Annotated in this window: 15 protein-coding genes; 7 read left to right on the forward strand and 8 right to left on the reverse strand. The window is 56.9% G+C overall.

All coding sequences use genetic code 11. The features are described from left to right. Nucleotides 1-211: 211 nt before the first annotated feature. The 3 genes from MWN76_RS13755 to MWN76_RS13765 form a co-directional block, all read right to left on the reverse strand. Nucleotides 212-550 (reverse strand): hypothetical protein, encoded by a 339-nt coding sequence (locus MWN76_RS13755; protein ID WP_250462049.1) that lies wholly within the window; start codon nucleotides 548-550, stop codon nucleotides 212-214. Between the two features lie 169 nt (nucleotides 551-719). Further along, nucleotides 720-1,298, reverse strand: coding sequence for a hypothetical protein (locus tag MWN76_RS13760; protein WP_250462050.1), 579 nt, complete (start codon nucleotides 1,296-1,298; stop codon nucleotides 720-722). Then, nucleotides 1,295-2,011: an AHH domain-containing protein gene (locus MWN76_RS13765; protein WP_250462052.1), complete on the reverse strand. Its 717-nt coding sequence runs from the start codon at nucleotides 2,009-2,011 to the stop codon at nucleotides 1,295-1,297. Before MWN76_RS13765 ends, MWN76_RS13760 begins: the two co-directional genes overlap by 4 nt. Before the next feature lie 659 nt (nucleotides 2,012-2,670). Between MWN76_RS13765 and MWN76_RS13770 the strand changes: the two genes are divergently transcribed. The 4 genes from MWN76_RS13770 to MWN76_RS13785 all read left to right on the forward strand — a co-directional run bounded on the left by MWN76_RS13770 (nucleotide 2,671) and on the right by MWN76_RS13785 (nucleotide 9,633). Further along, entirely contained in the window at nucleotides 2,671-5,052 is a 2,382-nt protein-coding gene (locus tag MWN76_RS13770) for a TonB-dependent receptor (RefSeq protein ID WP_250462054.1), read from the forward strand. Between the two features lie 54 nt (nucleotides 5,053-5,106). Further along, on the forward strand, nucleotides 5,107-5,811 hold the full coding sequence (locus tag MWN76_RS13775; RefSeq protein ID WP_284500513.1) for a response regulator transcription factor: 705 nt from the start codon (nucleotides 5,107-5,109) through the stop codon (nucleotides 5,809-5,811). Further along, nucleotides 5,811-7,064, forward strand: a complete 1,254-nt coding sequence (locus tag MWN76_RS13780; protein WP_250462056.1) for a sensor histidine kinase — start codon at nucleotides 5,811-5,813, stop codon at nucleotides 7,062-7,064. The genes MWN76_RS13775 and MWN76_RS13780 overlap by 1 nt, the downstream gene beginning before the upstream one ends. A 193-nt stretch (nucleotides 7,065-7,257) precedes the next feature. Beyond that, nucleotides 7,258-9,633, forward strand: a complete 2,376-nt coding sequence (locus MWN76_RS13785; protein WP_250462058.1) for a DNA polymerase II — start codon at nucleotides 7,258-7,260, stop codon at nucleotides 9,631-9,633. A 175-nt stretch (nucleotides 9,634-9,808) separates the two neighbouring features. On the opposite strand, the gene MWN76_RS13790 is transcribed toward MWN76_RS13785, so the two are convergent. The 5 genes from MWN76_RS13790 to MWN76_RS13810 all read right to left on the reverse strand — a co-directional run bounded on the left by MWN76_RS13790 (nucleotide 9,809) and on the right by MWN76_RS13810 (nucleotide 16,810). After that, complete coding sequence (locus MWN76_RS13790; RefSeq protein ID WP_250462060.1) at nucleotides 9,809-11,065, reverse strand: alpha/beta fold hydrolase; 1,257 nt, start codon at nucleotides 11,063-11,065, stop codon at nucleotides 9,809-9,811. 43 nt (nucleotides 11,066-11,108) lie between these two features. Next, the gene (locus MWN76_RS13795) at nucleotides 11,109-11,924 is read right to left on the reverse strand and encodes a MipA/OmpV family protein (RefSeq protein WP_250462062.1); all 816 of its coding nucleotides are present in this window, start codon (nucleotides 11,922-11,924) and stop codon (nucleotides 11,109-11,111) included. Next, the gene (locus tag MWN76_RS13800; protein ID WP_250462063.1) at nucleotides 11,921-15,019 is read right to left on the reverse strand and encodes an efflux RND transporter permease subunit; all 3,099 of its coding nucleotides are present in this window, start codon (nucleotides 15,017-15,019) and stop codon (nucleotides 11,921-11,923) included. The genes MWN76_RS13795 and MWN76_RS13800 overlap by 4 nt, the downstream gene beginning before the upstream one ends. Beyond that, entirely contained in the window at nucleotides 15,016-16,158 is a 1,143-nt protein-coding gene (locus MWN76_RS13805; protein ID WP_250462064.1) for an efflux RND transporter periplasmic adaptor subunit, read from the reverse strand. The genes MWN76_RS13800 and MWN76_RS13805 overlap by 4 nt, the downstream gene beginning before the upstream one ends. A gap of 64 nt (nucleotides 16,159-16,222) precedes the next feature. Then, on the reverse strand, nucleotides 16,223-16,810 hold the full coding sequence (locus MWN76_RS13810) for a TetR/AcrR family transcriptional regulator (RefSeq protein ID WP_250462066.1): 588 nt from the start codon (nucleotides 16,808-16,810) through the stop codon (nucleotides 16,223-16,225). A gap of 286 nt (nucleotides 16,811-17,096) precedes the next feature. Here MWN76_RS13810 and MWN76_RS13815 point away from each other — a divergent pair, with 286 nt between their 5' ends. The 3 genes from MWN76_RS13815 to MWN76_RS13825 all read left to right on the forward strand — a co-directional run bounded on the left by MWN76_RS13815 (nucleotide 17,097) and on the right by MWN76_RS13825 (nucleotide 20,248). Next, nucleotides 17,097-18,146, forward strand: coding sequence for an MBL fold metallo-hydrolase (locus tag MWN76_RS13815; protein ID WP_250462068.1), 1,050 nt, complete (start codon nucleotides 17,097-17,099; stop codon nucleotides 18,144-18,146). Between the two features lie 276 nt (nucleotides 18,147-18,422). Next, a complete protein-coding gene (locus tag MWN76_RS13820) occupies nucleotides 18,423-19,364 on the forward strand; it encodes a M14 family metallopeptidase (RefSeq protein WP_250462070.1) in 942 nt (313 codons plus the stop codon). A 38-nt stretch (nucleotides 19,365-19,402) separates the two neighbouring features. Continuing rightward, nucleotides 19,403-20,248 carry a PA4780 family RIO1-like protein kinase gene (locus MWN76_RS13825; protein ID WP_250462072.1) on the forward strand — a complete coding sequence of 282 codons (846 nt, stop codon included), beginning with the start codon at nucleotides 19,403-19,405 and terminating at the stop codon, nucleotides 20,246-20,248. Nucleotides 20,249-20,306: the final 58 nt, after the last annotated feature.

Genomic DNA, 20,306 nt, shown 5'->3' on the forward strand with positions numbered 1-20,306 from the left:
AGGGAAGACTGATCACTTACGTGGCGCTAACAGAAAAGTCGGTTCAGGCCGAGGGTGGGGAAGACTGATCACTTACGGAAATCAAAGCTTTAACATTCTCACTGAATGCGCTATTGAAAGCTCCTTGCGTATTCCGGCGAGCGTGAACAGCCATTCTGGAGCTTTCACACCTGCTGCGCGGACGCCGGAACTCGCTATCCTCCTGTAGATGCTACTCGAAACAGGCGGCCTTCTGGAGTTCAGGGGCTTCCTGCTTCAAACAGTTGACCAGGTCGACCAGCTGCCTGGCCGTCTTGCCTTCGATCCTATTCAGCCCAAAATGGGACTCGGTACCGTACCACTCCAATGAGCGGTTGAATTTGGAGAGGTCATCACCCTTAAGCCCGGCTGTGACCTGATCCATGTTTGCTAGGCCCGCTTCAGGATCGAGCTGAATAGTGGGGCTCTGGTCCGGGAGCGTGTTCTCGTAAATGGTGTAGAGCGGGCGCTCTTCCATGCTGCAAGCAGTGAGAAGCAGGCTGCAAATTGCCAGAACAATAACTTGCTTCATATCGTCCTCATGTCACCCAGCCAAAACCAGACATCGGATTCCCTGTGATGGCGGAACCCATTTATTGTTATATTTAGAAAAAATGTTGTTTTACTCAGCACCTGGGTTTTCCCGATATCTGATATCAAATAAAAGGGCGGAAGGTCATGTATTCTAATCCGATAAACGTTTAAAATGGACTTACCAAGTCTCCATCGAATCGCAAACCCTCCAAGCTGAATTCTTTACATAGAGCTTTGAATGAAGATGTACAATAAAGAGTGTTACAGCCTTTCATTTCTGATTTAAATACAAAACGCTGTGCCACGTCATCCTCATCGAAGGCAAGGTGCTCTAATCCAAAATCAGTTCCATTCACATATTTCTTTACCGTAAGCGACTTATCTTCTTTGCCGAACGCTTGGCAATTGAAGATGTGCATTTTTTCTCCATTGGCAGTAATAGGTAGAAACTCTCCCTCATGCTTTAAATACCGATTCAGTGCATTAAATGCTTTTTCATTCAGTACCAAACAGGTTGCATCCCAGAGCGAAATGTCTGGGATTTCAGTGCTGGTTAAAGAGAGCGGCTGAAAGTCATCGGATACTGAATCTTTCCAAATAGAAGAGAGTGGTTCATTTGATGCGGGGAATTGCATCAATGTATCGAGCAATTCTATATCTCCAAGCTGGTCGGCCAATTGAACGACATCTAATTGCAGTGCCATGAATCTTTCTGGAATTTGCTTCAGTTGGTACAGGGTATTCATGATTCTGCCGTCCATTCATAATCTTTTGGCATGGTGATCTTATCTGGGTAGCCGCCAAATTTTAGCATTGTTTTGACTTCTCTAAGGCGACTCGTGACGGTCAGCTCGGTTAAACCGGGCAATGAGAAGAGGTCAGTAATCCAGGTTTCATAGTTGTAGCGGTGAATCTCTTTGTGAGCAGGGGCTTGAGGGCATGCCCAGTGACCTTTGTGTTCGTACTTTCTGGGGAGCCATGCACCATTCTGCGGATCATTGATACCAATGCCATGAATATGCATGTTGAGCCGGGCACGCATCATTCTCGGTTTTCGGTGTCGACCAGTTCCCATTATGATGTGGTGGGCATCATGGTGTTCACTTGGTTTTGGCTCATGAACCGCTGTCAGGTGACTTGCGAGGACATTGGTTGGGTGATGTTTTTCCTTAAGCAGTTCATTTGCAGATTTCGATTTATTGGCCGTTCGATAGAGTTCGAGCTTTGCCTGTAAATCCGCGAGCACTTCTATGTGCCGCCTCTGTTGCTGCAAATGATCCCAGTCCCTTTTCCTGGCTTGCTCTCTCTCCAGAGCCTGTTCTGGAGTTTCATCGGCAGGTGCGCATTCTGCTAACTTGCGGTGGTGCGCTTTAGCTTTCTGCTCTAGCTCATAAATAGCTAGTTCCAGAGGAGATGGGGCTACGGGAGGGGCACCCGGGGCTCTTTCTTGCTTTGGCATACTATCTACCTATGCAGTCCGTTGCTAATGCCGGGAATTCTCTAGTGTCTGCACAGCAGGGTCAATATTGGCGCTGGCTTCATAGGTTGTACCATGATACCAATAAATGGTTCAAATCAACTTTAATGGCGCTAATCCAATTGAGAGTATGTAGGGCCAGAATATTGATCTGATCTTGATTGTTCAAAAGTTGAACGATTTCGCCGTGACGGGCGCCGCCTTGGAGCTTTATTTCGCCTTGGAATCAGGCAGTCGGCGCTTCAGCTACCGCTGGCCAGGCCTGCCCGCATACCCATCCAGCAGGATGGCATACGAAGCTTCCAGGGCTAGAAAGGTACCAATGGGGTGGCCTGGCACTCCTCGTATCAGCAGATAGACCAAATAGACCGTGGCAATCAGATTGCCCGCCAGGGCTGGTTCGCTCAAAATGCTAGATATAGACGACAGTCAGGAAAAATGAGGCGCAAGTGGCGTTTCAAAACGTCCCGCACGCCGCGTTACATAGCGTGGCGCCGGCATTGCCCTTGAGTTGGACCAGCTGTAGCCATCCAGGCTCTGATGCAGCTTTCACATCCCAGCGACTTTTTAGTCACATTGGCGTTGCTAACCTCCCAGCGTTTCATCAAATAAATACGGCAGATCGTTGGAGGGATAGCAACATGAGCAGGCAATTGAGACAGGTATCGTGGTTGACTCTATCGGCGCTCCTGGTTGGGTGTCCACTTTTTACCCACGCAGCAGAGGCGCCCGGTGCGCTGACTTTCATCGTCAGAGATCAGAACACTGACCGGCCACTCTCAGACGTGCAGGTAACGATTGAGGAACGGGATACCAATTCCACGCGATCTGTAGAAACCGACGCACAAGGTCGCATTGTCGTTGAACAGCTCGATCCCGGCCTTTACTCGGTGAGGGTGGCCAAAGGCGGGTTCAATGCATTGTTTGAGCCAAGCGTACGCGTGGTTACGCGCAAAAATATCAAGCTTGAATTCGAACTTGGAGAGCAGGCACTTGAGGAAGTGTCGGTTCTCGGGCAGCAGGCTGAAGTATTATCCGTTAACAGCACCTATCTCGATAGAGAAGCGTTGCGTAGTGCTGTTGGCGGTGGCGCAGATCCGCTCCTGTCGCTGGACGGTTTACCTGGCCTGGCATCCGCCAGCGAATTCGCGAGCTTTAGCGTACGCGGCCGTGGCCCCCGGGATAATTTACTGTTCGTTGATGAATTTCCCTTTGATAAGGCGATACACTTTGATGCGACACTGGGTGAAGAGGAAGATGTTGGTGGTGGCGGCCGTTTCTCGATTTTCGCACCGAACGTGATCAGTGGTGCAGAATTTTCACCGGGTGGGTGGAGTGCGGCTTATGGCGGCCGGGCGGCATCGTTACTCAAACTGGAAGTCGCTGATGGCAATCCAAGCCCTTCAGCAAGTCTGCGCCTCGACCTTGCGGGCTATGAAGTGGGTTACGACGGGCCTTCCGGTGTCACTGAAGACTCTACTTTGCTCGTTTCTGCTCGTCGATTGGACTTCGGCTCATTTTTTGAAACGATCGAGGAACTCGATATTGGAGCTCCTGTCCTGAGAGACGTCATCGTAAAGTCGGTCATGCCAATCAACCAGAACAATACCTTTGAAGTTCTTTTGATCGATACACATGAAGACTATTTTCGCGATGTGAATCATGTTTTTGCGTCGCCCAATTTCGAAGATGCTGCGCTTCAATATTCTGAACAGGATAGCGATTTGTACGGCTTCACATTGCGATCATTGATCGGTGACGAAGCTGTCTGGGCCAACAGGGTTTACTACCGCACAAGCGACAAGATCAGTTCTGAGGGAGAAGCATTTCCCGATCTCGTGCCGGAGGGATCGCCCGCGTCCAGTTTTCCCGTGCGAGAAGACATTATTACCATCGGTGAGGATGAGACAGAGACCGGCTGGCGAAGCGACTTCGAGACAGTGAATCAATGGGGCGCGTTCAGTGCCGGTGCTCGAGTAACGCAAATTGAACTGGACTATAATACCGTCCTTGATGGCGACTGGATCCGATTTGTCTACGACGGCGATGATTTTAGAGAAGACCCAGATCAGCGCTTTATTGTGCTGACTCCCGCGAGCATCAACTCTTCACTGCGTCAGAAAGAAACGAGCTACGCAGGTTACGCAGAACAGGTTTTTGAGCTCGGCGATTGGGATTTTCGCACAGGGGTGCGGTTGGAGCGGGACGGTTTTGCAGATGAGAGTTTCGCATCGCCCAGGTTCAGCATCAATTGGTGGCCGAATAAAACGGTTAGATATTTTGCGACCGCAGGGCTCTTTCATCAGTCGCCACGGTTTTTAGACCTTGCCGCTAACGAGTCGAATGACCTTGAGACCGAAGTAATTACGCACGGTAGTATCGGTTATGAATATTTCCCGAACAACAGCTGGTCGGTGTTGACTGAAGCCTATTATCAAAACCTCGACAACCTGGTGGTAGACCTTGACCGAGCAAGCGGAACCTTTGCAAACATCGGTGATGGTACATCGTACGGTGTCGATATCGTGGCCAACGGTACGATTCGTGAGGGCATTTACGCGACCGCAACCTACTCGTATAACGATGCCACGGTCGACCGGAAAGATGGTCGCGGTGCCGTTGCCGCCGAATTCAGTCGCGAGCATGTGGCGACCCTCGGCCTGACCTGGGAAATCAGCGACCGCTGGAAGGTGGCCGGGCGCTACAAATATCTGTCCGGCAGGCCGGACGACGTGTTTATTATTCACTCAGACGTATTGGGAGCTGGGCAACCTCTACGCTACGCGAAAGAGATCACTGAGCGCAATGTTGGTCGTAAAAGCGGTTCCGGCTTGTTGAACGTTCGCGTTGACTACCGGCGCGCATTCGGCCCCATCGATGTGACAGCCTTTCTCGATGTCATCAACGTAACGGCAGCGTCGTCGAGCGACGACACCGAGTTTGACTACCGCCGAGGTGTTGAAGTGGAAGACGATAGCGAAGCCGAGCCGCTTATTGGTCTGCGGCTGGATTACGCCTGGTGAATAGTGCCTGGTAAATCAGGCCTGGTAAATCGTGCCTGGTAAGGGGGGCAACAGATGGTACATGCGCTTGGTGCGGCGCCGATCAGAGTGTTGATTGTCGAAGACAACCGCGACATTTGCGAGAACATTGCCGCGTATCTTGAAAAGCATCGCTATGTTATGGATTTTGCCTATGACGGTGTAAGCGCGATGCACCTGGCGTTGACGAATCGGTTCGACGTCATTGTTCTGGACCTGATGCTTCCGAGAATGGATGGCCTGAGTTTCTGCCAAAAGCTACGAGCGGATGCCGCAGTGGAAACGCCCGTGCTTATGCTGACGGCGAGAGATACGCTTGATGACAAGCTCAAGGGGTTCGAGGCGGGCGCCGATGACTATCTGGTCAAGCCTTTCGCATTACAAGAGCTCCATGCGCGGCTGCAGGCGCTGTACAAGCGCAGTCACGGAAAGACCGCGAACCTGTTAACGGTAGGTGACCTGACGATGAATCGGTCCACGCTGGAAGTGCATCGCGCGGGGCGGCAGATCGATCTCACCCCTGCGGGCATGAGACTGCTTCAGCGATTGATGGAGACGGCGCCGTCTGTTGTGGCTCGCGATGATCTGGAAACTTTGTTGTGGGCTGACGAGCGCCCCGATGGTGATGCGCTTCGCTCGCATATGTATAAGCTGCGGCAGGCGATCGACAGGCCGTTTGATAGCCCGCTGATTCATACGGTGCATCGCATCGGGTACCGAATTGCAGAGGATGTTCAGTAATGTACCGGTACAGTTTACGCAAGCGTGTCGCCATTGCATTTGCGATGTGTGTTGCTGTACTCAGCGTGGCCTGGGGGTTCGCTTTCTTCTCTGCGATCAGGTTGAGCGAAGACCGTGTGCTGACGCGTCAGCTACAGCATGCCGCCGAAAGCTATCCCTCTCTGGCGATGAACCTTCGCGGATACGATGAGGTTGGTAGCTTGCCGGAATCACTCAGGGAGTGGGCGCAGACAAACCCCGATGAGGGGTTGTACGAATTCCAGGCCGAAGAGTTGCATGTTGCGGTAGTACCTGTCGACAACGAACAGCGAAATGCCTTTGTGGTTTTCGACGTTGCCGGGATTGAGGCTGCGTCATCAGAGGATTGGTGGTGGCTGCTCGTTATCATCGGAGTTGTGGGTACACTCGGTGCTCTTGGTTTCGGGCTGGGAGTTCTTGTGATGCGCAGAGCGGTCGCCCCTGTTGCACAACTCGCCAAAGTGGTCGCGGACATCGACCCGGAAAAACTATCGGCCGAAGATCATAAACGCATAGAGTCCAGCCGGTTTGGCGATGATGAGGTTGGCGTGCTCGCCAGGACTATTGAGAAGACGCTAGAGCGGGTCAGCGCATTTGTTGAAAGGGAGAGATACTTTACCGGTTCAGCCAGTCATGAGTTGCGGACGCCGATCACGGTGATAATAGGCGCGCTTGAGCTGTTGGAGCAAAGCGATCTGTCAGCTACCGATGCGAAAGTGGTTGATCGCGTGAGGCGTGCGACGTTCGAAATGAAAGCCACGATTGAAATGTTCCTGTGCCTCGCGCGTGAAACTGACGATGGCTTGTACGACGATCAGTTTTCAGTGATGCCGCTGGTAAGCCAGGCGATAGATCAACAGCGCCATCTGTTGAACGGCAAGCTCGTCGATGTTGAAATCGACTTGAACGATGTTGAGATTGATGATCTGGACAAGCCCATTGCCTGCGGACATTCACAGGCTTTTTCTATCGCGGTCAATAATCTGGTGCGAAATGCATTCGAGCACACGCTTGACGGGCAGGGACCGATCACGATTCACATCAAAGAGCACGCGCTATTCGTCACCAATCAGGTGAGTAGTGAAGTTGATGAGCGGCACACACCGGTCGAGGCGTCGTTGTCCCATGGGTATGGTCTGGGGCTGGGTATCGTTCAACGGCTGTGTGAACGCAATGGCTGGTCGTTTTCATTACAGGCTGATGAGGCGCGTGTAGCCGCCCGGCTTTCGTGGTGAGGACGGCAGACCTCAATACTGTTGTCTCCTGGGTTCTGCGGACAACTTAGGCTGCTTTCGCTGCGTTTTTCTCCGTTCGGCTTGGTAGGCCGACAGGGACCTCTCGGCCGGTTCTGGCCGTTGCTGATATCTGTGTATTTATCCAGTAGAATGACACAAATCTTCAGCCCAAGCCACAACCCGGAATAGCCTCTTGCCCCAAGGATTTCTCCTCAGCCGCCACAGCTTTGATCAGCGCGGCAGCACCTGTATCCACTACTGGCTGGCCACGCCCGAGGGCCCGGTCAAGCTGGTTATTGAGGGGGAGCGCCCTGTCTTTATGGTGAAGGTGGCGGACCGGGCCCAGGTGATCGAGGCTCTGGCCGGCGTGCCCTGTGATTGGCAACAGCTGGGCTTCCAGACTTTTGGCCGCGAGGAGGCGGCCATGCTGTATTTCCCCACGATCGACGCTCACCGCCGGGCCCAGGCCCTGTTGCAGAATCGCGGTATCGAGGTGCTGGAAGGGGACTTTCGTCTCCACGACCGCTACCTGATGGAACGCTTTGCTCGGGGTGGCCTCTATTTTGAAGGTGTGGCCCAGGCCAAAGACGGCTATACGGAATATCGGAAGGCGCGCCTCAGGGGCGCCGAGGTGCAGCCGGATTTCACAGTGGTTTCTCTGGACGTAGAGTGCTCCGGCCAGGGTGAGCTGTATTCCATCGGTCTCTACGGCGATGGCGTGGAGGAGGTGCTGATGGTGGGCCTGCCTGAAAGTGCTGAAACCACCATTCGCTGGGTGGATGACGAACGGGCCCTGCTTAAAGCCCTGGAGGACAGGTTCAAACAACTGGACCCGGACATCATCATCGGCTGGTCGGTGGTGGACTTCGACTTTCGGCTGCTGCTGAAGAGGGCCGCACGCCATGGCCTGCGCCTGAAGCTTGGCCGCGGCGGCGCTGATGCCCGCTGGCGGGATGGCCGGGAGGGCAGCCAGGGCTTCGTGACGCTGCCGGGCCGGGTGGTACTGGACGGCATCGACGGCCTGAAGAGCGCCACCTACAGCTTCGAAAGCTTCAGCCTGGAGTTCGTGGCACAAACCCTGCTGGGCCGGGGCAAGGACACCGAGGACGTGGACAACCGCCTGGGCGTGATTGAACACGACTTTCGCCACAACAAGCCCAAGCTGGCCGCCTACAACCTGGAAGACTGCCGCCTGGTCTGGGACATATTCCAGCACACCCGGCTGCTGGATTACCTGCGCCTGCGGGCCCAGCTCACCGGCCTGGAGCTCGACCGCAGCGGCGGCTCGGTGGCGGCCTTCACCAATCTCTACCTGCCCAAACTGCACCGCAGCCGCTATGTGGCCCCCAACCTGCCGGCAGACGGCGGCCTGGCGAGCCCGGGCGGCTATGTGATGGACTCCCGGCCGGGCCTGTACGACAACGTGCTGGTGCTGGATTTCAAGAGCCTTTACCCCAGCATTATCCGCACCTTCAAGATCGATCCCATGGGCTTGATTGAGGGATTGGCCGAGGAAGCGGGAGAGGGATCGGAGGAGGGCCGGGTAGATGAAAACAGCATCCCCGGTTTCCGCGGCGCGCGCTTTTCCCGTGACAAGCACTTCCTGCCGGACATCATTACCGATCTCTGGGCCCAGCGGGATATCGCCAAGCGGGAGCAGGATGCCGCCCGTTCCCAGGCCATCAAGATCATCATGAACTCCTTCTACGGCGTGCTGGGTTCCGGGGGCTGCCGTTTCTACGACACGCGCCTGGCCAGCTCCATCACCTTGCGCGGTCACGAGATCATGCAACAGACGGCCCGCTGGATAGAGGAGCTGGGTCACCAGGTCATCTACGGCGACACCGACTCCACCTTTGTCTGGTTGAGCGGCCAAACCAGCGTTGATGAGGCAGACGCGATCGGCAAGCACCTGGCCAGTGAGATCAACACGCGCTGGCGGCACAAGCTCAAGGAAGAGCTGGCGCTGGAGTGCGACCTGGAACTGGAATTCGAAACCCACTACCAGCGCTTTCTGATGCCTACCATTCGCGGCTCGGAGGCCGGCTCCAAGAAGCGCTATGCGGGCCTGGTGGTGAATGGGGATGAGGAAAAACTGGTATTCAAGGGCCTGGAAACCGTGCGCAGCGACTGGACGGCCCTGGCCAAGCAGTTCCAGACCCAGCTCTACGGGATGGTGTTTCACGGTGAAGATCCATCCGAGTATATCCGCGAGATGGTGGAGAAAACCCGGGCAGGGGAGATGGACGAGCAGCTGGTGTATCGCAAGCGGCTCAGGCGCAAGCTGGATCAATACATAAAAAACGTACCACCCCAAGTGCGCGCGGCGCGGCTGGCCGACGATATACGTCGCCAGCAGGGGCTGCCACCCCGGTACCAGAACAAGGGCTGGATTCGGTACCTGATCACCCTCAATGGCCCGGAGCCCGTGGATTACCGCCAGTCACCGATCGATTACCAGCGCTATATCGACAAGCAGCTCAAACCGGTGGCCGATGCCATATTGCCCTTTATCGAGCTGGATTTTGATAGTCTGGTTGATGGTCAACTGGGCCTGTTCGGCGTGTAGAATACTTCCCTTGCTAATCACTGGAGAATATCGGCAGCGGTGTGTTTGATGACGTTGGTCTATGACTCCTGGATGATACGATAAGTGACGAGGGCGAGCCTGGCAGGCAAAACCTCGAGCTCGCCATGGGCTTCATCGTCCACGATGGCTGCGACCTGCCGGGCCTTCTCGAGTTCTAGAGTGCCTGCATTGCAGTTTTTTCGGAATCTCTTGGCTCGATACCGAGTACCTCCAGCATCACCGAAGTCTGCCACTGGAAATAGGGGTTGAAGGTCAGGCGCGCATGTACCTTGCCTTCCTCGCTGTAACCCCAACCAGAAAACCAGACGTCGGCACCGTCTTGGCAGGCTTTTCGTTCATCGCCATCCATGCCGTTCAGGCAGATACGCAAGCTACCTTCGCGGCCGTAGAGCGGGTTTTCTGGAGAAAAGAGCACACCCATATGTGAGAACTGGCTGATGCGGTGTTCCGGGAGGTGATCTTCCCGGATCAATACTCTTTTGTTCTCGGTCAGTTGCTCTGGCTTGTCGCCGTACCAGATCAACCGGCTTTTTGGGTGTGTAAAACGGTCTTGGAAAATATCCAGCAGATAATCCGTATTGAGTACCGAGTCGTGTTCCGCGACGACCATAAATACGGGTTTTTCATAGTTTTGCTCGAGAAGTTTTCGCGCCGCAACGCTCGTGCGGTAAAACTGTGCGTAGCCGTTAGTGGGAACGTTCAAATAGCGTACAGGGGTCTGCGTGGGGATACCCTCGCCGGGTGTGATAATCCAGGGGCGCACTTTCGAGACCAGTGGTGCCAGCCAGTCGAAGGGCATACTCTTGAAACCTGGGGAGAAGAGTACCAGCCCGGCGACTTCGGGGTGTTGGTAGGCGTAATCCAGAATCAGGTTGGCTCCGGTGGAGAACCCGCCCAGATATACTTCACCTTCCACGTCAGATGCCAATGCATGGGCCTGTTGGTAGACCACTTTTTGCCACTGTTCCGCGGTTGCCTCAATCATGTCTGCGGGATCGGTGCCATGGCCTGGTAGCAGGACGGTCCGCACCAGAAACCCCTGCGCGGCCAGCTCTTGACCTACATCATGAAAAGACCAGGGAGAATCCCCAAGTCCGTGCACCAGCAGGATACCACGCTTGGGCTTGTGACCCGGTGCTACTGCCGATGGTTGCCATTCCCGCGGGGCATTCCACCACAACTCGGAGTCATGGCCAGAGTTCTGATAGCGGCGTGCATCGCGCATTTTCTCCAGGGTTTCACTCTGGTATTCGCTGAAGCTCACTCGATAAACCGGGCCTTCAATTTTTCCCATGGGGGAGCAGGCCCCTACGAGCAAGCTTCCGGTAACCACAAGAAAAACAATAACGGAAATAGCGATAAGGCGCCGGCGTATCGACTTGCGGCGTGATCGTTGTACGTATGAATCCATAGATTTTTCCTGCCTGCGAATACTGTGCTGACAAAACTGTCGCTCAGAAGCGGTAAGTGACAAATAGCCCGTAGGAGTATTGGTTTTGCTCGAACACGGCGGGACTGTCCTCGGCGTCATCCGGGAGGTACGTTGTGGTAATACTGGCGCCCAGCCCCCAACGCGGCGTCAATATATAGCGGGTGCCCAGCGAAAGGCGCATCTGTGATGTGCCCGCATCCACTTCGTAGGGAGCATAGCCCGAGTTGATCGCCTGTTGTTCGTTGACACCAAAGAATATCTGCATGTATTCGTCATTCGCCCAGGTAATTTCCGGACTCGCGGTCAGGTGGAAACGGGGGGTGACCTTGTAGGTCGCTGTTGCCCCAAGATTGACCTGGGTGCCCTGGCCGTTGTCACCCACATCTGTGAGTACACTGGCGTTCAGTGACAGCCAATCGGCGGTATAGCTTCCAAACACACCCGCACGGGTAGTGGCCTCGATATCGCCAAGTCCGCGCAGGCGTGCATCATCGGATTCTTCCCGGGGGCCGATCACATCCGGTGACACCACGGCACCCAGGTCCCAGTTATCATTTTCAAAAAGGTAGAAACCGAGCCCACCCTGAATACCGGGCGCACCGCCGAGAAAGAAGCGTTTGTAACGCACATTGATGATCGGGAGTACACGGGTTTGCTGGTCATCGCTGCCCTCAAATTCAGGCATGGATAAAACACCGGCGCCCAGAAAGACCCGCCATGGGCTTTCTTCCGGTGTTGCTTCCTGGTTTTCTGCTTCAGCTCGGGCCTCGAAAGAACACAGCGCGAGCAGCGCGGCCGAGCAGGTAAACCGGCGCGACGTCAGTGGTGTGAGCGTCATGAGGTTATCTCCGTATAGTCATTTTTTGAAGGGTTAAGGGATTTTTCCTGGGTGCGGCGGAAGGTATTTTTCAGCCTGCGTTCAAGGCCGCTCACATAGGTGAATACCACGGGCACTACCAGCAGGCTGAGCGCCGTGGAGGTGAGCAGCCCGCCGATAACGGCCATGGACATGGGGCGGCGGAAACTGGCATCGGAGCCAAAGCCAAGTGCGATGGGCAGCATGCCGGCGATCATGGCGATGGTGGTCATCACGATCGGACGTGCACGCTTATGGCAGGCGTCAAGTAATGCTTCGTGCAACGGCAGCCCGCGCTCGCGCATACCGAGTACGGCGTATTCCACCAGCAGAATGGAGTTCTTGGTGACAATGCCCATCAGCATGACCAGTCCGATCATCGAAGGAACATTGAGCTCGCTATTGGCAACGAGCAGTGCGACAAAGGCGCCACCGATGGAAAGTGGAACCGCCGAGAGAATGGTGATCGGCTGGAAAAAATGCTTGAATAGCAACACCAGCACCGAGAACACACAGAAGAGGCCCATGAGAATGGACATGCCGAACCCCATGGCGAACTCTGCAGCGATTTCCGCATCGCCGGTCTGAATTAGCGCAACACTGGATGGCAAGTTCTGGACGCTCGGCAGTGCCATGGCGGCAGACTGTGCTTCACTGAGTGGTGTGCCACCCAGGTCCGCGGTGACGGTCACGTAGCGTTGGCGATCATAGCGGTCAATCTGCGACGGGCCGCTCTCCACAGACAGGTCTGCAACACTCGACAGAGGCACAAGACCACTGTGTCCGGGCACCTGCAGGTTTGCCAGGGTGTTGATGTCTTCGCGCAGATGGTCGGCCATGCGCGCGCGGATATAAACCTGTCGGTTATCCAGATTCAGGCGCGGTACCTGAGCATCGAAGTCGCCACTGGTGGCAACACGCACCACTTCCGCAATGGCGGCGGTGGTGACGCCGAGTTCCGATGCGCGCTGCACATCCGGGCGCACGACAATTTCCTGGCGCTCAAGGCTGGCGGTGGAGGTGATGTTCGACAGCCTGCCGACGCCACGGAGCTCCCGCTCCAGGGATTGCGCACTGGCTTTCAGCGCCGGTGCATTGTCGCTGGCGAGCAGCAGCTGCAGTTTCTCTCCAGGGCCGCCGCCGCTCATGCTGAACCTCGCACCGGGTACTGCTTCAAGCTCTTTGCGCACCGCATTCTCGATGGCAACCTGCGGTTCCCGCTGATCGCGTGGAGAAAGAATCAGTGTGAGCGTGCCGTTGCGCGTATCGCCGGGCTGGGTTGAACCGGGGCCCGCCTGTTGTGGCTCGCCTACGGTGGTAAACACACGCTCAACACCGGCAACATCGGTCACTGCGGATCGCGCCGCTTCCGCGATAGAAAGGGTATTGCGCAGGGAGCTGCCCGGGGGCAATTCAATATTGACGTTGGTGTAACCACTGTCCGAGGCGGGCACAAAACCCGAAGGGATCATCGGCACCAAGGCAAGGGACCCGACAAAGAAAATCGTCGCACCGAACAGGGTGGTGCGCCGGTGCGTCAGGCACCAGTGTGCCGCCGTCATATACCAGCGCATGATGGCACCATCTTCGTGGGGCTTGGCCGGTGCCCCCTTGAGCATATACACGGCCATCATCGGGGTTAGCAGGCGGGCCACCAGCAGCGATGCGAGAACGGCAATGACGGCGGTCCAGCCAAATTGCCGGAACATCATGCCGGGAATACCAGACATCATTGCGGTGGGCATAAATACGGCCACCAGACACATGGTGGTGGCGATGACTGCGAGCGCAATTTCATTGACCGCATCTTCCGCCGCCTGGCGAATCGGCTTGCCCATCTGTCGGTGCCGCTCGATATTTTCCACCTCCACAATCGCGTCATCCACGAGCAAGCCGATGATCACGGCGAGTGCGAGCAGGGTGACGGTATTGAGGGAATAGCCGAGCAATGCCATGGCGGCAAACGCCGGCAGGATCGACAGAGGCAGTGCGGTGGCCGAGATGATCGTTGCGCGCCAGTTGCGCAGGAAAAACCACACTACCAGGATCGCCAGAATGGCGCCTTCGTAGAGCATGGTCATCGAGCCCTGGTACTGCTCCAGGGTGTGATCGACCGAACCGGAAATAAATGTCAGCTCAAGGGTCGGGTCTTCTTTCTGGAGTTGCGTCAGCGCTTCGCGTACGCCTTCGGCGATGCGCACTTCGTCGAACCCGCGGGCGCGGTACACACTGAACCCCACCACCGGTTTGCCATCGAGCAGGGCGGCCTGGGTGTGTTCGGCGGTACCGTCGGTGACGGTGGCCACCTGGTCCAGGCGCAGGCTGCGCCCACCGGACAGGGAAATGCGCATAGCGGCCAACTGCGATGCCTGTTCCACCGTGGCAATGACACGGACGGACTGCTCCTCGCCGCCGAGCTGGCTGCGGCCTCCCGACGACTGCTGCTGCACCTGACGCAGGGCCCGGGAAACATCCGCTGCGGTTACTCCGAGCGCGGCCATGCGCACCGGGTCGACTTCGATCTGTACTTCGCGCTGGACACCGCCCACGCGATCAAACCGGCCGACACCGGGCACCGACAGCACGGTTTTCGCCAATGTATTATCGATGTACCAGGACAGCGCTTCCTCATCCAGACGGGATGAGGCCACGGCGTAAGTCAGTACTGCATCGCCGACACTGCTGCGGGCGCTCACGGTGGGTTCCTGCAATTCGGTGGGTAAATCCGAGCGGATGCTGTCCACCGCGTTCTTGGTTTCAATCAATGCATCGGAGAGGTTTTTTTCCAGATTGAATTCCACCTGTACCGACACCAACCCATCGGTGACCGAGGTGCGCAGGTGGCGCAGACCGTTTAAGGGCGCGAGGGCATCTTCCACCTTGCGCGCGACTTCGGTTTCGAGCTGTGCCGGAGCGGCACCGGGCTGCATCAGCGCCACGGTGACCATGGGCAAGTCGAGATCTGGCAGATCCTGCGTCGGCAGGCTGCGGAAGCCCCACAGACCGGCAAAGGTCAGCAGGACAAACAGCAGAATGGCAGGGATCGGGTTGCGGATGGACCAGGTGGCAAAATTCATAATTGCGCTGCTCCCCCGGCCGGTGCGTTCGGGGCTACCCGTACCACATCGCCGTCAGACAGAAAGCCCGCACCATCGACCACCACATGTCTGTCGGCATCGAGCCCTTCCGTGATTTCCACTTCCTGGCCGTAGCGGCGCCCGACAGCGATCGGTTGCAAGGCCACTTGCGGAGTATCGTCCTGCGCCGACAGGGTAAGCACATAGCTGCGCCCGTCGCGGATCACTACACTTTTCGCCGGTACCACCAGCGCTCTGGTGTTCCCGAGTTGGATTTTGCCCGCCACGTACATTCCGGCCCGCGCACTGCTGCCCGGCTGGATATCCGCATAGACGGTGGCGAGGCGCGAGGCTTGGTCGAACAGGGGAGAGGCCTGGCGAATGGTCGCGCTCGCCAGCGTGTTATCGGGCAACTGCAGGGTGACATCCTGCCCGGACTCGATCTGTGCAAGTTGCGTTGCAGTGACTTCACCGCGCCACTCCTGACGGCCCTGGCGAATCATCCGGAAGAGTTCCTGCCCCAGCGGTATGGTGGCGCCGAGGGTTGCTGTGCGCGCACTGATGACGCCGTCATCTGGAGCGAGCACCTCGGTGTACTTCACTTGCAATTGATTTTTTGCGAGCGCCGCGTCAGCCACTTTGGACTGGGTGACCGCCTGCAGGACATCCTGCTTGCTGATGGCATTGCTGCTCTGCAGTGCCCGGGCGCGATCGCGGTTGGCCGCTGCCTGGTCGGCGCTGGCCTGGAGTTCGGCCTGCTCGGCCAGCAGCAATGCGGGGTCAAAGCGCGCAAGGACCTGCCCCTTCTTGACCGGGTCACCCACATTGACCAGCACATCGACGAGCTGGTAACCGCCGATCTGTGCACCGATGCTGGCCTCTTCCCAGGGGGCAATCGTGCCATAGGCTTCCAGAGTGACAGGCCAGGTTACCTCCCGTGGGCGGGCACTGGTTACCGTCAGCGCCGCGGCGGCTGTCGCCGGCGGAACGATGTCCGCGGTCGCGGCGCTGTCCGGCTCGCGGAGTGTAAAAAGCAGCACCGTGGCGATCACGGAGATACCGCCGAGGGCATATCCGGCTCGCTTGATCCAGGCTGGGCGACGAACGGAGGCGTCAGTGTGCGTGGCGTCAGAGTTCATTGAATACCTCGATATTACCGGTGCGAGCAGCGCGCGTTATTGCTTCGTACCGACCGGATTGCGGCTATTGACCGGCGATGGAAAACGCCTTCTTCACGATGGGGCGGAGCTTGGATTTGCCTCCGCCCTCGTACCATTCATCCAGTGCGGCCTGCCACGCGATCAATGCTGTGCCGACGATGATCCTGGCCTTCAGCGGCGTGATTTTGTTTTTGCCTTCCCGTTCAATCAGTGCCGCCGCGAGGGCCTGTTCCCGGGTCAGCCTTTTCTCGAATCCTTTGCCCATCAATTCCGGGTTTTCGTTGAGCAGGCAGACCAGTGACCAGGCCCAATCGGGATTGACGTCGTACAGGTCCAGTTGCGTAGAGAGGGCTTTGCACACGGCCTCATAGGGCGATTCGTCCTTTGGCCGGTTCTTCAGTTCGCGGACCAGGGTGGGGGTCTTGTCTTCGTAAAAGTCGAAGACCAGGTCCTCTTTCGCCTTGAAGTAGCGAAAGAAGGTGCGCTTGGCGATCCCCAGGGGTTCGACTATCTGGTCAACCGTGGTGTTGGCGAAGCCATTCTCAAAAAACAGCAACAAACCCATGCGGATGAGCTCATTGCGGGTGGCGGCTTTTTGCTGCTCACGGAGGCTGGGTGATTTTTCTGTCATGGGAGTTTCAATAAAGCTTTACTTGCGAATTGGGTGGCACTGAGTGTATAAGTGGCACTCGATGACAATGTGTCACCTGGTGACATATTTAGCCCTAAGCAACAGGGTCAGTCAAGGTCATTTGCTGATTTTTATCCGGTTCAAGATGGTAAGAGCGGAATCCAGAGACAGGCCGAGTGTGACAACGGTGAAGGTTGTAAGCCAGGCCTCGAGAGGAATGTATTTGCCGCCGTCGATTTGTCTAATGACCAAGAAGTCATTTTATGGCACAACCTGGGAGTAGAGCGTGATAAACGGTATGCGAAAAATGATGATGCAGGCACTTGGCCTGCTACCCATGACCGGTTGTGATTCCTCCGCGGAGCGCAAGGTTTCGGATCACTTTGATGGCAAGAAGTTTTTTAATCCAACTCTCCGGAATCAGTTCTCGCCGAGCTTTTCGGATATCGTCCGGATGATACGGGAGGGCCGGGTCAAGTGGCCTGAGTCGGTTGATAACAGCAGCGTTCCAAGGCTGAATGAATCGCTTGGCCCCGATGACATCAGTCTCACGTTTGTAAATCACGCCACGTTTCTGGTGCAGCTGCCAGGGCTTAATATTCTCACCGACCCGGTGTGGTCCGAGCGTGCGAGCCCTTTTAGGTGGATCGGACCAAAACGCGTACGCGCACCAGGGTTGGCGCTGGATGAGCTTCCAGAAATTGATGTGGTAATCATCAGTCACAATCATTATGACCATCTGGACACCGATACATTAAAAAAAATCATTGCACGTTTTTCGCCTCTGGTGCTGGTTCCGTTGGGTGACAAAGCGTTGGTCGAATCCATCGGGGCGACAAATGTGCGTGAGCTCGATTGGTGGGAGGGCGTTGCAATCGATGTGGATACACAGGTTACGTTTACTCCTACACAACACTCTTCGGCGCGTGGGCTCTTTGATCGGGACAGGAGCCTGTGGGGAAGTTACTTCATTCGATACAGGGGCCGCAGCGTCTACTTTGGCGGCGACGCCGGCTACTCAGCGCACTTCGCAGAAACGAAAAAACGCCTTGGTCCTCCTGAGATCGCATTGCTTGGCATAGGCGCTTACGCGCCTCGATTCTTTATGAAGCCAATACATATGGCGCCGGATGAGGCGGTGCTGGCGCACAGGGATCTTGGTGCAAAGCTGAGTGTGGGTATGCATTTTGGTACCTTCCAGCTCGCCTCAGAAGGGTTTGATCAACCTTTGGAAGATCTCAAAATCGCTATGGAAAAACAAAACGTTTCGCAGAGTGAATTCATCACCTTATTGGAAGGGGAGGAAAGGTTGTTTCGAGATACCTGGTTGCAGTAGCTGGAGTAGGCTAGTGGGCCGTTTGTAAAGTTCGGTAACAAGGGAGCACAGCCAAATCGTCCAGATCAAGGCGAGAAAGCGCTGGAATAGCAGCGTTATTTCAAGCTCTCTCTATGTAGAGCTGGGCGCTTTGGCGCAGCGAACTGTTTGCGAACTTCCCGTACTGCACACGAAGGGTGCCGCGGTCTAAAGCCCGACCTGATTGTGAGCTCCGCAATATCATCGCCAGGTGCTAGAATGCCCGCCTGTCTCGGTCATCTCTGGAGAACAATTGCTATGAACACGGCCCCTGCAGCCTATCCAATCGGTACCCCCGGAACACCCTGGGGCGACGCGGAGCGCGCCGAGTGGCTGTCGCGCCAGGCCCGTCAACGCAGCTACGAGTCCGAGGTATTGAGCGCGATTGAGCGCCTGCGCCCGCGCTTCGATGTGGAGGAGTACGGCCGCCTGGATTATGGCCCCGAGAGCTATCCGCGATTGGCGATCCGCAGCCGCGACTGGCGCGATGACCTGCCTGTCGTACTGGTGACGGGCGGTGTGCACGGCTACGAAACCAGCGGCGTACACGGTGCGCTGGAGTTCGTCGATCAGCATGCCGCGGATTACGCCGGCCGCGTCAACCTGCTGGTCGCGCCCTGTGTCAGCCCCTGGGGCTACGAACGCATCCATCGCTGGAATCCGCACGCGATCGACCCGAACCGCTCCTTTCGCGAGGACAGCCCGGCTGGGGAGTCGGCGGCGCTGATGCGGCTGGTGGCGCCCATCCGCGATCGTGCGCTAATGCATATCGACCTGCACGAGATCACCGATACCGACGAAACCGAGTTCCGCCCCGCGCTGGCCGCCCGCGATGGCAAGCCGTTCGAGCCGGGCGGGATTCCCGATGGCTTCTACCTGGTGGACGACAGCGAGAGCCCGCAGCCGGAATTCCAGCAGGCGGTGATCGCGGCGGTGGAGAAAGTCACCCATATCGCCCCGGCGGATGACAACAACGAGATCATCGGCTCGCCGGTGGTCGCGCACGGCGTGATACAGTACCCGCTCAAGCAGCTCGCGCTTTGCGCGGGCATCACCAGCGCTCCCTACAAGACCACCACCGAGGTCTACCCCGACAGCCCCCGCGCGACGCCGGAGCAGTGCAATACCGCGCAGGCCGTCGCGGTGTGTGCGGCGATCGACTACGCGCTGGTACACCGGGAAGAGCGGCAGCTATCTTGAAAACTCCAGAGGCGCGAGAGGGCTGATTACCAGGAATCATGAAAGTACCCAAGAGATTACAACCGCTGGTCGACGACGGCCTGATCGACGAGGTTATCGCCCAGTTGATGAGCGGCAAGGAAGCGCAGGTGTATGTGGTGCGCTGCGGAGATAGTCTGCGCTGTGCCAAGGTCTTCAAGGAGGCCAAACAGCGCAGCTTCAAGCAGGCGGTGCAATACCAGGAAGGCCGCAAGATGCGCAACAGCCGCCGCGCCCGGGCCATGTCAAAGAAGACCCGCTACGGGCAGAAAGAGCAGGAACAGGCCTGGCTGAGCGCCGAGGTCGATGCCCTGTACCGGCTGGCATCGGCCGGCGTGCGCGTGCCCCAGCCACACGGCTTTGTCGATGGCGTGCTGCTGATGGAGCTGGTGGCGGACGATGAGGGCTACGCCGCCCCGCGGCTGGACGATGTCACGCTGACCGCGGAGCAGGCCCGCGATTACCACGGCCAGGTGATGGCCGATGTCGTGCGCATGTTGTGTGCCGGGCTGGTCCATGGCGACCTCTCCGAGTTCAACGTGCTGCTGGACCGCCACGGCCCGGTGATCATCGATTTGCCCCAGGCGGTGGATGCGGCCGGCAACAACAACGCGGCCGCGATGCTGGAGCGCGATGTCAACAATATGCGCGCTTATTTTGGCCGCTTCGCGCCGGAGCTCCTGACCACCGATTACGGCAAGGAAATCTGGGCGCTTTATGAGGCGGCTGAGCTGCATCCGGACAGCGCCCTTACCGGAGTTTTCGAGCATGACACATCCAGCGTTGACGTTGGCGACTTGATGGCCGTTATCGATGACGTCCGTGAAGAGCAGGCCGAGCGCATGGCGCCGGACTGGGACGAGTAGGGCGATGAATTGTGGCCAGTTCGAGCGGATATTCGGCCGCTGAAGGTATTCCCGCGCA

The organism is Microbulbifer litoralis (assembly GCF_023634065.1).
GTDB classification, from domain to species: Bacteria; Pseudomonadota; Gammaproteobacteria; order Pseudomonadales; family Cellvibrionaceae; genus Microbulbifer; species Microbulbifer litoralis.